Origin of the sequence: Kolteria novifilia, from assembly GCA_007748055.1 — a bacterium.
GTDB classification, from domain to species: Bacteria; Planctomycetota; Planctomycetia; order Kolteriales; family Kolteriaceae; genus Kolteria; species Kolteria novifilia.
This window is the reverse complement of the sequence record CP036279.1, coordinates 1459462-1473767: the sequence shown is the minus strand read 5'-3', so window position 1 is coordinate 1473767 and position 14306 is coordinate 1459462. Positions and strand designations below refer to the sequence as shown.

Here is a 14306-nt window from a genome sequence, read left to right as displayed (position 1 = left end):
CGGGCCCGTTCGAATGTCTCACGAGCGCGAAGCACCGAGTCTCGCCACCGAAGCGAAGCGCCCGCGAACCAGCTTAACACATGTCACTCAAAAGCATTACGGCCCACGTACCGCTTGATTCACGAACCGCGATCTGAGAAGATGATGTGTCGGTCACAGCACCAGCATGCTCGCGGGAGATGCGCGAAAACTGAAACAGGATGCGCGAATCGTGATGCTCCGCGCCCGGCGATCCTTATATCACCCGGTGTCGAGGGACGGGCGTACCCCGCTCGCCAATCACGACCACCCCGGCGCCAACGTCGCTCGGCGACAGGCCTGCCATCCTTTTGACACTCAGCGGAAGTGGTCTCGGGGAAAAGCTGTCGCGGCCCGATCGGTCTTCGTGGGCCGAATGGGGCGGGAATCGTTGCCAAACGGGAGCGATTCGCGCCGAAAACGGGACAGAATCGGGTCGTTTTCGAACCAAAATAGAAGATAATCGACGGAAAGAGGTCGAAATCGGACGCCTGGCCGCACGCGATGATGGAACCGCGTCGGGCGGGTTCACGAGCCATCGACTCGACCGCGATTGGATTTGCTTGCACGTCTCCAGACCGATCGGTAGTCTGGCGAATTATTATTCTGCAACCTAGGTGCCACGGAGACGAACCCACCATTGGGGAGCCGTTTTCGCCGAATAAACCGGGGCGAGGCGGCACACTTCCTTGGTCACCTGATTCGAGCCACGAGAGTCAGCAATGGCAACAGGACGGGGCGATTTCGCGGACATTCTGATCCAGAAGAACAAGATCTCCGCCGCACAAAGAGCAGAGGCGCTAGCCCACGCCCAATCCCAAGGCACCAAACTCCGCGATGCCTTCGTCGAACTCGGCCACCTGAACGAAGCCGAGGTACTCCAGGCGGTCGCCCAGGAGCGTCACCTCTCCTTCATCGATCTCGAGGACCACGACGTCCCGCCGGATGTCATCGAACTCGTTCCCGAATCGGTCGCCCGCGAAAACAACGTACTGCCCGTGAGCCGCCAGAATGGAACGCTCTCGGTCGCCACCAGTGACCCCGACGACATCTCGATTATCGATAAGCTCCGCTTCATCCTCAATCAGGACGTCGAACTGACGCTCGGGACCAAAGACGCGATCACCGCCGGGATCAACCGTCACTACGGACTCGGCGGCGATCAGTCAAATGTCGACTCGATCATGCAGGAAATGACGCGGCTCGCCGTCGACACGATGACTGCGGATTCGATCCTCGCCGACGACGATGACGTGGGAACCCTCGGCACCGAGAGCGACTCCGAGGCCCCGATCGTCCGGCTCGTGAACCTCATCGTGGGCGACGCGGTCCAAAAACGAGCCAGTGACGTCCACATCGAGCCGTTCGAAGACCGCGTCCGCGTCCGCTACCGGATCGACGGACAGCTCGTCGAACAAGAGAGCCCGCCGCGACGACTCCTCGGCGCCATGCTGACCCGTATCAAGATTCTCGCGAAGATCGACATCACTGAAAAACGCCGTCCCCAGGACGGCCGGATCAAGTCGAACTTCGGCGGCAAGATTCTCGACCTCCGCGTCAGCGTCCTTCCGACCAACCACGGCCAATCGATCGTCATGCGTCTTTTGGACCAAGACAACATCAAGATCAGCGTCCGCGACCTCGGGTTCGGCGACGACGACTACCGCCGCTTCAGCCGGATCATCAAACGCCCCAACGGCATCTTCCTGGTCACCGGGCCGACCGGATCGGGAAAGACGACGACCCTCTACGCGGCACTCAACGAACTCAACCGCCCCGACCGGAAAATCATCACCGCCGAGGACCCGGTGGAGTATTACCTACCTGGAGTGAACCAAGTTCAGGTGCGAGCTTCGATCGGGTTTACGTTCCAGTCGATCATCAAGGCGATGCTGCGTCAGGCCCCAAACATCATTCTCGTCGGCGAGATCCGCGACAAGGAGACAGCAGAGATCGCGATCCAAGCATCGCTCACTGGACACTTGGTTTTCAGTACACTTCATACTAACGATGCGCCCGGATCCGTGACACGTTTGATCGACATGGGAGTCCAGCCGTTCCTCGTCGCCTCGAGCTTGATGGCAGTCCTCGCCCAGCGACTCGTCCGAAAAGTTTGCGTGAAATGCAAGGAGCCCGTCGCGCCCACCGCCGACGAATTGCGCTCGATTGGCATCAATCCCGACAAGCTCAAGCGAGCCAATTTCTCCAAGGGAAAAGGATGCAAGTCGTGCAATAAGAGTGGATACCGTGGCCGCATCGGCATCTACGAATTGATGGCCGTCAGCCAAGCCATCCGCGAACTGACCTTTAAGAGCGCCTCGCACCTGGTCATTCGTCGACAAGCCCGCTCCGACGGCATGAGAACGTTGTTCCAAGATGGTTTGATCAAAGCGATTAAGGGAATCACTTCGATCGAGGAGGTCATCGACGTCGCGGGCATGGACAAGGAGTAACCATCCCCGACCAACCCGAGGGGACGAAGCGACACCGACTCCACGCGACAAGGAACCAGAGCGTTCCTCTCTCGCACGAACGGACGCCAGCAGGCATCGTCCGCCAACGACCTCCCCAAGACGGTGGCACGGCGACTCGCGACGGAGGGCGCGAAGGACGGGACATTTTGATGACGATCGCGGTCGTCGGCGGCGCCACCCTCGCTATCGGGAGATCCGCCACCGACACCTTCCGCTTGAAATCCTGAGGACGAGACTCACAATTCGGCAGGCCAAGAGAGCACATCAGGGGTTTCCGAGCTGTTCGGCTCGGTATCGTGGCCTGCCTCCCATGATCGAGGCATGAATGAGCACGGTTCAGATCGACAAACTGCTGCAGACCGTCGTCAACTTGAAGGCGAGCGATCTGCACATCACCGTGGGCCAACCCCCCGTGCTACGGCTCAGCGGCCACATGCGGCGGCTCGATACCAAGGTTCTCGAGCCCGACGACACCGTCGCCCTCATGAAAGCCATCACCCCCGAACGCTGCCAGCAGGAGTTGCAGGAAGTCGGCACCTCCGACTTCGGCTTCGCCTTCGGCAACCAGGCACGCTTTCGGGTCTCGGTCTTCAAGCAACGACAGAGGGTCGGCATGGTCCTTCGGCGGATTCCGAACGACCTTCTGACGATGGACCAGCTCGGGCTTCCCAAAGGGGTGCTCGGCTGCATCAATCGTCCCCGTGGACTCTTCCTGGTGACCGGCCCGACCGGTTCAGGGAAATCGACGAGCCTCGCGAGCATGATCAACTGGCTCAACGAGAACGTCGACCACCACATCATCACGATCGAGGACCCGATCGAGTTCACGCACGAGCACAAGAAGTCGACGATCATGCAGCGCGAGATCGGCGTCGACACGCCGAGCTTCGCCGAAGCCCTACGGCGTGCCCTCCGGCAGGATCCCGACGTCATCCTTGTCGGCGAGATGCGTGACCTCGAAACAATCTCCTCGGCGATCACCGCCGCGGAAACGGGCCACGTCGTCTTCGGCACGCTGCATACCAACAGCGCCGAAGGCACCGTCAACCGAATCATTGACGTCTTCCCGCAGGAGCAGCAGGACCAGATCCGCACGCAGCTTTCGACCGCGCTGATCGGCGTCTTGTGCCAGTGCCTCTGCCCGAAGGTCCCCGATGGCGTCATCGCCGCCCACGAGTTCATGGTCGTCACCGACGCGATCGCCAACCTGATCCGTGAAGGCAAGACGTATCGGATCAGCTCGGACATTCAGACAGGCAAGAAACACGGCATGCAGCTCATGGACGACTGCCTCTTTCGACTCTGGGAGGCCGGCACGATCGAGAAGGAGACCGCCGTCTTCAAAGCCGTCCGCGCGAAGGAACTGCGAGCCAAGATCGAACTGGCGGAAGCTGGCAAACTGGAGGATGAGGACGAAGACGAATTCGAGGACGATGAATACGAGGATGGCGAGTACGAGGACGACGAGCCCAAGAAGAAGGGCTTCCTCCGACGCGGCCGATAGTCGCCGCCAGCGATCGTCGAGTGAGTACCCGTATCCAACCCCGACCATAGCAGCAGAGACGACGAGTAGCACCATGGCAAAGGCACCCAACAAGTTCTCCGCCGGTCTTCGCAAGAAGAAGACGGACAAAGCCTCGGCGGCCCCGGCCCCGAGCGCCGCGCGGCCCCGTGCCCGTCACCGAAAACTCGGCCAAGTCCTCGTCGACGTCGGCTTCATCACCGACGATCAACTCTGGCAGCTCGTCGAACACCACAAGATGTCGGGCATGCAAATCGGCAAGGCCGCGATCGATCTCCAAATGATCGACGACCGCATGCTCCTGCAGGCGCTCGCCGAACAACAGGGCATGTCGACCTTCGACATGCTCGACGACGAGTTCATGGTTCCCGGCGACGCGCTTGGCTTGATCGACGAGAACATGTGCACCCTCTACAAGATCCTCCCAGTCAAGTACGAAGAGGGCGTCCTCTCGGTCGCGATGGCCGACCCGAGCAACATCATGGCTCTCGACGACCTGCGCAACCTGCTGCCGGTCAACGATGTCATCGGCATGGCCGCCGAGGAAGACCTCGTCATGGAGGCGATCTCCCGGAATTACTCGGCCGTTGGCGGCTCCTCGATCGACGATCTGGTGGCGCAGATGGCGGTCGATGAGAGCCTTCGTCCCGACGCCGGCCAAACCGGGTCGATCGATCTCGACAGTCTCGAGGAAATGGCCGAGGCCGCGCCGGTCCGCAAGCTGCTCAACATGGTCATGCTGATGGCCATTCGCGACAAGGCCAGCGACATTCACCTCGAACCCTTCGAAGGCGAATTCCGCATGCGGTACCGGGCCGACGGCGTGATGCACGAGTTGACGCCGCCGCCGAGACACCTCGCTCCCGCGATCGCCAGCCGCGTCAAGGTCATGGCGAATCTCGACATCGCCGAACGGCGACTGCCACAAGACGGCCGCATCGAACTTTCGCTCGGTGGCAACCCGATTGACCTTCGCGTCTCGGTCCTGCCGACCATGTTCGGCGAAGGCATCGTCATGCGAATCCTCGACCGGACCGTCGTCAATCTCGACCTCGAGAAGGTCGGGATGCCCGAGAAGACGCTCGTCCCCTTCCGGAAACTGATCGAGAGCCCCAACGGGATCGTGCTCGTTACCGGCCCAACCGGTTCCGGCAAGACGACGACGCTCTACTCCGCGTTGACCGAACTGAACAAGATCACCGAGAAGATCATCACCACCGAAGATCCGATCGAGTACGACATCGACGGCATCATTCAGGTGCCGATCAACCCCGATATCGATGTTACCTTCGCCAACGCCCTGCGGGCGATCTTGCGACAGGATCCCGACATCATCCTCGTCGGCGAGATCCGTGACTTCGAGACGGCTCAAATCGCGATCCAATCGTCGCTGACTGGTCACTTGGTCTTCAGCACGTTGCATACCAACGACGCGGCCGGCGCCGTGACGCGTCTGCGGGACATGGGCGTTCCGGCGTTCCTGATCTCCGCGACCGTCGAAGGGGTGCTCGCCCAACGTCTGGTCCGCCGCATCTGCACGAAGTGTCGCGAGGAGTTCTCGCCGACCCCCGAAATGCTCATGGAGCTAAACCTGCTCCCCGAGAAGGTCCGCGACCGGAAGTTCTACCGCGGCGCGGGCTGCGAGTTCTGCACCAACAGCGGTTACAAGGGACGCCAGGGTGTCTTTGAGCTGCTGGTGTGCGACGATCACATTCGCGAAATGATCAACAAGGGAGCGACCAAGGACGAACTCATCAAGGCCGCCAAGCAGAATGGGATGACCACCCTCCGCGAAGCGGGCTTGCGAGCGATCTTCGAAGGGCACACGACCATCGACGAAGTGGCGCGTGAAACGATCCTCGACGAAGACATTCAGTAGTGCGTGAATGGGGCAAGACGAAGAGCAAGACTGACGTTGGTGTTTCGAAACGACAAGCGCCGTCGAAAAACGCGCCGGGTCGACGTTTAGAGTTTAGGAAGAAGGTCTATTGTCCTGATTGGTAAGTTCATTCGCCGACAACCATGCTCACGCTCTCCGTGTGGGCATGCGGGATCGCCGTTGATAGGGCAAGCGCACCCACGATAGGAACACGAGACTCCCTGTCACGAACCTGCCAAGCAGGGCACTAGAAACGCCGTTCGTCATGGAAAACGACAACGGGTTGTCCAGGAGCAGCAGCCGATGCCGACCTTTCAATTCGAAGCCATGGACAGCCGTGGCGAAGAGGTCAAAGAGACGATCGAAGCCGCCAGCACGGAAGAGGCCCAGGCGCTGATCCGCAAGAAGGGCTACTTCGTCACCAAAATCACCGAGAAGTCGAAGCGAAAGAAGAAAAAGAAGCGCGGTGGCGGCAAGAAAAAACGCGGCTTCGTCATGGGCGGCGTCTCCTCGAAGAAGCTGACGACCTTCACGCGACAACTCTCGACGCTTCAGGATGCCGGCCTGCCGGTCCTACGGTCGCTGCAGATTCTCGAATCGCAGATGAAGCCGAGCCGGCTCAAGTACACGCTCGAAGATGTCGTCGAAGATATTGAATCGGGCCTCGCCATGAGCGAAGCCTTCGCCAAGCACCCCAAGGTCTTCGACCGCCTCTACGTCAACATGGTCAAGGCGGGTGAAGCGGGTGGTGCCCTCGAAGTCATCCTTCAGCGTCTGGCTGACTTCAAGGAAAAGGCCCAGAGCCTCAAGCGTAAAGTCATCGGCGCGATGGTCTATCCCGTCGTCGTCCTCATGGTCGCCAGTTCGATCTTGTTCTTCATCCTCTATTACATCGTGCCGAAGTTTAAGACGATCTTCGCCGACTTCGGCCTGGAACTGCCCGCGATGACGCAGTTCCTGATCGACGCGAGCACGTATGTCGTCGACTATTGGTGGACCTTGCCGCTGATCCCGTTCTTAGTCATCGTCGGGATCAAGTTGACGCGGAAGTTCTATTGGGGTCGAGCCATTATTGACTGGATAGCGCTGCGCATCCCCATTTCCGGGGGGTTGACGCGGAAAGTGATCGTGGCGCGAACGACACGAACGCTCGGGACGCTCGTCGCGTCGGGTGTTCCGATTCTCGAGTGCTTGATTATCTGTCGTGACACGTCGAACAATTTCGTGTTCGAGCGGGCCTTCCAGAAGGTCTACGATTCGATTCGCGAAGGTGAATCGATCGCCAGCCCTCTCCGCGAGACGCGCGTCGTCGACGAGATGGTCATCAACATGATCGACGTCGGCGAAGAGACAGGCGACCTCGACACGATGCTCTTCAAAGTCGCCGACGTCTACGACGAGGAAGTCGACGTCGCGGTCGAGAGTTTGGTGAGTCTTCTCGAGCCCTTGATGGTCGTGATCCTTGGGTTGATGGTCGGTTTTATCGTCATCGCGCTCTTCCTCCCGCTGATCAAGCTCCTCACCGAGCTCAGCGGTTAACAGATCGGCCCAAAGTCCCTCCCCGAACCGGCACCGGCACCGGGGGCCGTCAGTCGGGGAGGACAACGAAGTTGCAACAACGTCGTGCTCAGGAACAAGGTCCGCGCCGCGAGTGTGGACCGATGAATTTGGTCTACAGCCACGCAGTTCAGGAGAGCATTGTGATCACCCACCACGTCAAGAGACCCGGGTTTACCTTGGTCGAATTGCTTGTTGTGATCGTCATACTGGGACTTCTGGTGGCGTTTTTGTTGCCCGCGATCATGGGCGCGATTGGTGCGGCAAATCTCACCAGAGGGCATGCAGAGATCAACGAACTGTCGTTGGCACTGGAGAAGTTCAAGGATCAGTTTGGTATCTACCCTCCGAGTCGAATCAGGCTCAAGGAGAATCAGAGATATGACCTTACAGATGCGTTTGATGCTCACAGCTTCAAGTACCTCAGAAAGATCTGGCCTCAAATCGCTATTGAGCCCGGAACTGGTACTTCAGCCACAACGTTCAATTGGTTTGATGACGGATCGACGACATCCTATGAACTAGAAGGCGATGAGTGCCTCGTCTTCTTCCTGGGAGGAATCGCTCAGCCTCAAACCGGCGGGATTTACGCGACATACGGTTTCTCAGCTGATCCAGAAAACCCTAGCGGGGTACCCGTCACGAGCACTGCAACCAGCCTGTCTCGAGTCGGGCCCTTCTACAATTTCGATGCCGGCAGGCTATACCAGAGGACCGCCACGGATGGTCCTATCGCGCTTGCAGCCGCCGAGAACGACTGGGACTTCGGGGCAACCGATCCCCGTCCAACTACAAAGCTTCCAAGCTATCGTGCCTTGGAGAGCGAAGGCCCCTACGCTTACTTCAGCTCCTACGAGGGTCGTGGCTATCGACCATACGACTGTGAATTGGGTCTGGCTTCGAATGGAGACATCCCGCTTGCCTTCTTCCAAATGACGTGGCCAAACATTAGCACGGCAAACTCCGGATCACCTCCCACCGTTCACGCGAGCGATTGTTTTGCGCCGAATCCGCTCACAGAAACAGATCATGCACCAACAGGCGGAGAGGTAGTGCGACCATTCAATCCCAACACGTACCAGATCATCTCGCCTGGAGAGGATGGCCTATTCGGGCGTGGTGGCCAGTTCGGGGCATCTACTGGATCCAGTGATCCCAACGGCGTGGACGACCTCAGCAACGTTGCACCAGGAATGACGATCGGAAACTTCGCCGCGGAGCGCAATAACTGATGATGATTAGGTACGTACTGGCTAGCCAACGATTTGTCCGGGCGGGTTTTACGCTCGTCGAGATTCTTGTCGTCGTCGTCATCATCGCGATCCTGACGGGACTCGCGGCTGGCGGATACATCGCCTACGCGCGACGCGGACACGAAGCGGCAACTCAAGCGCTCGTTCGCCAGCTCGATATGGCGCTCAAGGAGCGAATCGAAGCTTTCAATGCAGGCATCGTGTCTCTGGATATCAACGACTTCAAAGTTCCCGCTGGGGGTACTTCTGCATCGCCTGACAACTCCGCCGTTGGCAAACGTGCGCGTGTTCTTGCTCGATTGGACTCGATGAGAAAGGTGTTTCCCCAGCGTTTCAAAGACTTCTTGCCCGGCCCCCAAACAGGAAGCAACCAAATTCTCGGAGGTATTGGCACCGACAGTACAATCGGTCGTGCAACGGGCCGCAACGTCCGCGCCGAAGTCGCCGCTATGGTGCGTGAATTCGAGAAAGCGACGGGCCAAACGGGGACCAATGCCTCGTTGCCCTCTGGTCATGATGATGTGAACACGGAAGGATCCGAGTGTCTCTATCTGATTCTTGGTATCCCAGTGGAAGGCGGCACCTTTTCTCTTGACCAGATTCCCGGCCGATTCATCGACGATACTGACGGCGACGGACTACTTGAATTCGTCGATGCCTGGGGGAATCCACTTGCCTTCTATCGCTGGCCCGTAGACTACGTAGCTTACTTGATGGAAGGCACGGGGCAACTCCCGCGGTCGCTCCTGCGCACAACCGATCCAAACAACTTGAGTGCCACCGTCGATAGCAACGGTGTCGATCCTGACGGCGTACTTGGAACGTCAAGTTGGTTCGGGAATACGAATCTTCGACAGCAATTCTTTGAACAGGCATCGGCCGAATTGTCGACCACAAACAGGGTTCCCGGAGGTTTCTACCGTCTCCACTGGCCCTATGCAATCCCAAGCTCTTCCTCCGATGCGATCGACATCACGACGTCGCCCGTGCCGGGAACCGTCCGCGTTTACCCGCTAATGCCACTGATCATGTCGGCCGGTCCGGATGGCGAGTTCGGACTCCTCGTCGAAGATACGGGGTCGATACCTGGGGTCGGAGCCAACTATCCCGGTTTCATCGGTGCTCGGGTCACCGGCGACACTTCGCGAGTTCGTCTGACCGAAGACAATATTCTCAACTACGATTTGACGGAGCTCGAAAGGTGACAAGGTATATCCGATTTGCGAAGCATCGCCTTTCCGTCTCTCCCGGCTTTACGCTTATCGAGATGTTGGTGGTGATCATCATTGCGACTACGATCGCCGCAATTGCCCTACCAACACTCTCAAGGATGGCGCAGGGAGATCAGGTCCGAGCTGGAGCGAGGCAATTGCAAGCCCTCCTCGTCGCCGCGAGGGACAAGGCTCTCGCGGCCGACGAGCCGCGAGGGGTGCGACTGCTTCAAGATCCGGACGACCTCTCGCTCGTTCGCTCAATTATTTTCGTCGAGCCGGCCGAGCCGATTTCGGCGGGAGGCGCTTCCGCTTCGACGGATACGGCCGGATCCGTCCGAGTTGTGAGACAAGTCACACTTGCCGCCAATTCCGACGGAGACACTCAAGAGTTGGTTGCGGCACAGCTTCAGCAATTGCCTCAAAGTGGCACGAATCATGTCGGTGTCATCCGTCTTGGACACGCTGGCCAGTACCATTCATTCAATGTCGCTGCAGGTTCGAGAGTTCTGACTCTCGATACACCATTGCCTGTCGGAGCCGCGTCGACTACAGGACGCATCAGCGACATTGAGTACGTCATCCCCAGGCCTCCCGTTCCTATTGCCGATGGTGAAGTCAATCAACTTCCAAAGGGCGTAGCTATTGATCTCGGCCAGATGCCTGCGAGCCTTGCCACGGCCGTGGATGCTTCCGAGAGCCGTTTGAGTCGACTGACTCGCGATGAGAACGCGTTGGCATTCGACATCATGTTCGCTCCCGACGGTCGCGTGATCGGCAGCGCGGCACGTGACTCTCAAATCGCCCTTTGGCTACGCGACGAGTTTGTTCAAGACGTTTCCCGCAACACCGCTTACTCGAATCGTCGAGAGGTGCAGACCCAGGGATCCGATGAGCACCTTTTGATTGTCGTTCACAGTCGATCGGGTCTCGTTCACGCCGTCCGACCGCTTCTTCAGGTCCGCTCACCTGACGACGGTTTCTACGATTTCGATCACTACTACGACAACGTCGTCCGTGGCTACGGCACGGGTCTCTGAGCCGCCCACGAGGAGTTCGACAGGATGATTGCAAGCACACCGACAACCAGGCTTGGCGTAACCGTCAACGAAGTGCTGATTTCCCTCGGAGTCATGGCGATAGGGGTCACGTCGGTCATCGCCTTCTTTCCGATCGGGATTCAGCGAGTCCGACAAGCCCAGCAAGATACGCGTGCCACCATCATGGCGCAGAATGCCAAGAACATCATCGAGCTGAAGCAGCTTGTCAACGATCCGCGACTTTGGAGTTGGTATTCCTCTCGATCCGCCACAAATCCCGCGCCAGACGAAGTCTTCGATCCTGAAGCTACTTCGACAACGCCGGCGTTCATCAATAAGTGGGCGTGGTTGGCCAACGATCCCGGCGGCAATACCTCTCGGAGGTATCTCTCGGGAACGCTCAACGAGTATCCAAACGCGGCGACTCAGGATGGAAACGCCATGCAGTCCTACACTGCGGAGAGTTCATCCGAACACTTCAAGAGCTTTCCGATCCTTCTCGATCCATTGCTGGTCGAGAGAGGTTCAGGCGACCTGCAGGCGGCAGCAAGTGGCAACGATTATCGCCTCGGGATACCCGAGTACTATACAGGCATCGGGGTCTCTCCTACTCCCTACTACGACATACGCGTGGCGACAACAGGTGAAGCGAGCAACATAGCGGACAAAAATCTTCGAAGAGCCTATTTGACGCGTTGGTTCTCCTCCCCTGGCGACATTCAGTACAGTGAAGCCAATCCCATTGTTCCTTTGAATCCCAATGCAGCCACTAGCTCGACGATCGACGCCTTTGATTTTGCCCGACGGGACTTTACGGCATCCCCTCCGACAACAACAGCTACTCGGGATTATCCGTACTCTTGGGCGGTCATGCTACAGCGAGATCTTGAACCCGACCCGACGCCGATGACTATTGGCGTTCCGACGGGCGTGCCAGGCGGATCTTATCCCGGAAACAGTTACGATATTCCCGTGGCACGCCCGCCAATCAACGGCGGATTCTCCGGAAAAACGAATATCCTCTGCTTCTACAAGCGGGACTACATCAACCCGGTCACGATCATCGATGGGGCCATTTTCAACGGGAGCAACAAGATCACCCTGTCGTGGACTACCGCAACCGAGCGCCCAGAAGTGAAACGCGGCACGTGGTTGATGGAGGCATCTGTCTCCCGCGACAGCTCTACGAACGCTGGGAACCGTTCGACCGGCGACTACGGAACGGGTGTTACGTCTCACTATCGTCGCGACTACGGTTTCTATCGTGTAGTCGAAGCTAGGGAACCGCAACTCTCCAGTGGTCGTTGGTTTCAAGAGGTTCTTGTGTCACCGACACCAACGGGATACCCAACGAGTCACAATGAGGGAGATCTCCGAGTTACGGATGCTTGGCAAACTCCCGTCTGGCCAATTGTTGAGAACGCGTCAACGGATGTCGTGGCCACGTCGAGCAATACTGCACCAACACGCTTTTATCCGATCGTGATCTTCGACGGCCTAATCGAGGTCTATTGAGGCAACACCATGCGAAATCAAGTACTTACAGCCCAGATGCCTCGCGGTTTGACGCTGATCGAAGCCCTTATCGCGACGACACTGACTCTGCTGATCATGGCGATCTTCTCGACGCTCTTTGTTGCCGCCAACAAGGGAGTCTCCGATGCGCGTGGGGTCGCGGACATTGATCAAAAGGTGCGCCTCGCACTCTCGACAATCCGAAAGGACTTGGAGCACGTCTATTTGCTCAATCTGGACGGTGAAGAAATGACTCCCTCTGACCTCTTCGTGGATTCCAATCGGATCCCGAATCCGACAACGCCGACCACCGTTCCCCAGCCAACAAATATCCCATCGGCGGGATACATCCTCATCGAGGAGAATTCACCTGCCGCGAAGTATCCCGATGCGTCCGGAACGTGGTCATCGAGTAGCTTCACGGACAACCAGCTACGACAAGGTGTGGATTCCATCGGCTTGCCCGTCGAGATTGATACTGATGACGTTCTCGCCATGACGGTAAAAGATGAAGGCGTGAGTCCAGAGACATTCTATTGGGGGAAAGTTTTTCCGGCCGCGGCTGTGCTGGATGATGGTTCCTCGCCGACCGCAAGTTTGGACCAACTCCAATCTGGCAATGGTTTGATCGCCAGTCCGTTCGCAGAAGTTGTCTACTTCCTGCGTCCCGACCGCACGCAGTATGCCACGACGGACATCAACAACCCTTCAGCACCGCCCGAGATTCCGGCAACCTACACGCTCTATCGCCGCCAGCTACTGGCTTTAAGTGAAACTCTTGTTTCAAACCTCGACTCCGTTTCGGGTGGCAGATTCAACATCAATACGAATTCCGAGTCGTACTACGAAAACTACGACATCTCCGTTCGGTGGGATGGCACAAGGCTCCGCTTCAACACGCCCCAAACGTTGGCCCAACGAAGAAACAGATTTGGAATGATCCCCTTTGGGGCCGCCTCCACAGCATTGGAGCTCCCCTTCGTTCCCAGCACAACCTTCTACCAAAACGGCATTCACAGCTATGGCCAGAATTGGTTCGGACGACCGACGCAGAAGGAAACGACACACTCAGGCTTCCCGCAAAACCCAATGAGCATCAATCTCACGGACACGACACCGACCAACGGAATTGCCGATGCCTACCAGGACGAGTTCGATACGAGGCAAGGTGAAGACATTCTTCTCACCAATGTCGTCTCCTTTGATGTGAAGGTATTCGACGATGACTTTCTGCTGGCAGGAAGCGACTCGACGATTGATCCAACGACTGACCTTTCCACCAACGAACTCGATTGGCCGGCTGTCTACACTTCCGCAAATGCGAACACTCCGCCCCATTCATCGGTGCCGAATGCGACAATCGACGCCCCAACGTTGACGGCCAACTCGTTGCAGATCAACCCGCCGTCACCTTACAACGCGAGTCCACTGCTAAGACCTGACTTCATCGATCTCGGCTACCGGGGCAGCGGCAACGGTACAACCACGAATTTCGAACAACTCGGCTACTTCCTCAATCCAAGTGGCGCGACACTTCGAACGATGGGTTGGCATGAAGCCGCCCGGTGGCGGACTTCCGGACGAGGCCCCGTTTTCAATGCTGGTACTGCCGCTCAGCGCAACCCTGTGTCAACCTATGATAGTTGGTGGCAGAACAACGCCGACGGCACGACCATCAACTGGCTTGATTCCGGCAGTGCGAATTTCCGTCCACCGCCCTATGACCGACCGCTACGCGGCATTCAGATCAAGATCCGAGTTTGGGAACCAAAATCGAACATCGTCCGCGAATTCACCATCGTCCATTCTTTTCTAGGCTCAACATAAGCACATCTCG

Annotated in this window: 9 protein-coding genes; all 9 read left to right on the top strand. The window is 58.0% G+C overall.

Annotation, left to right across the window (positions count from 1 at the left end):
• Positions 1-740: 740 nt before the first annotated feature.
• The 9 genes from Pan216_RS05485 (at position 741) to Pan216_RS05445 (ending at position 14296) form a co-directional block, all read left to right on the top strand.
• Positions 741-2471: a GspE/PulE family protein gene (locus tag Pan216_RS05485; protein WP_145255926.1), complete on the top strand. Its 1731-nt coding sequence runs from the start codon at positions 741-743 to the stop codon at positions 2469-2471.
• A gap of 346 nt (positions 2472-2817) precedes the next feature.
• Positions 2818-3996, top strand: coding sequence for a type IV pilus twitching motility protein PilT (locus tag Pan216_RS05480; protein WP_145255923.1), 1179 nt, complete (start codon positions 2818-2820; stop codon positions 3994-3996).
• Between the two features lie 73 nt (positions 3997-4069).
• Positions 4070-5893, top strand: a complete 1824-nt coding sequence (locus Pan216_RS05475) for a GspE/PulE family protein (protein ID WP_145255921.1) — start codon at positions 4070-4072, stop codon at positions 5891-5893.
• A 303-nt stretch (positions 5894-6196) separates the two neighbouring features.
• On the top strand, positions 6197-7432 hold the full coding sequence (locus tag Pan216_RS05470; protein ID WP_145255918.1) for a type II secretion system F family protein: 1236 nt from the start codon (positions 6197-6199) through the stop codon (positions 7430-7432).
• 122 nt (positions 7433-7554) lie between these two features.
• Positions 7555-8682, top strand: a complete 1128-nt coding sequence (locus Pan216_RS05465; RefSeq protein ID WP_145255915.1) for a type II secretion system protein — start codon at positions 7555-7557, stop codon at positions 8680-8682.
• The gene (locus tag Pan216_RS05460) at positions 8682-9908 is read left to right on the top strand and encodes a prepilin-type N-terminal cleavage/methylation domain-containing protein (protein WP_145255912.1); all 1227 of its coding nucleotides are present in this window, start codon (positions 8682-8684) and stop codon (positions 9906-9908) included. Before Pan216_RS05465 ends, Pan216_RS05460 begins: the two co-directional genes overlap by 1 nt.
• Positions 9905-10954: a pilus assembly FimT family protein gene (locus tag Pan216_RS05455; RefSeq protein WP_419193289.1), complete on the top strand. Its 1050-nt coding sequence runs from the start codon at positions 9905-9907 to the stop codon at positions 10952-10954. Before Pan216_RS05460 ends, Pan216_RS05455 begins: the two co-directional genes overlap by 4 nt.
• A gap of 24 nt (positions 10955-10978) precedes the next feature.
• Positions 10979-12469 carry a type IV pilus modification PilV family protein gene (locus Pan216_RS05450; protein ID WP_145255909.1) on the top strand — a complete coding sequence of 497 codons (1491 nt, stop codon included), beginning with the start codon at positions 10979-10981 and terminating at the stop codon, positions 12467-12469.
• Between the two features lie 9 nt (positions 12470-12478).
• On the top strand, positions 12479-14296 hold the full coding sequence (locus Pan216_RS05445; protein ID WP_145255905.1) for a PilW family protein: 1818 nt from the start codon (positions 12479-12481) through the stop codon (positions 14294-14296).
• Positions 14297-14306 lie beyond the last annotated feature (10 nt).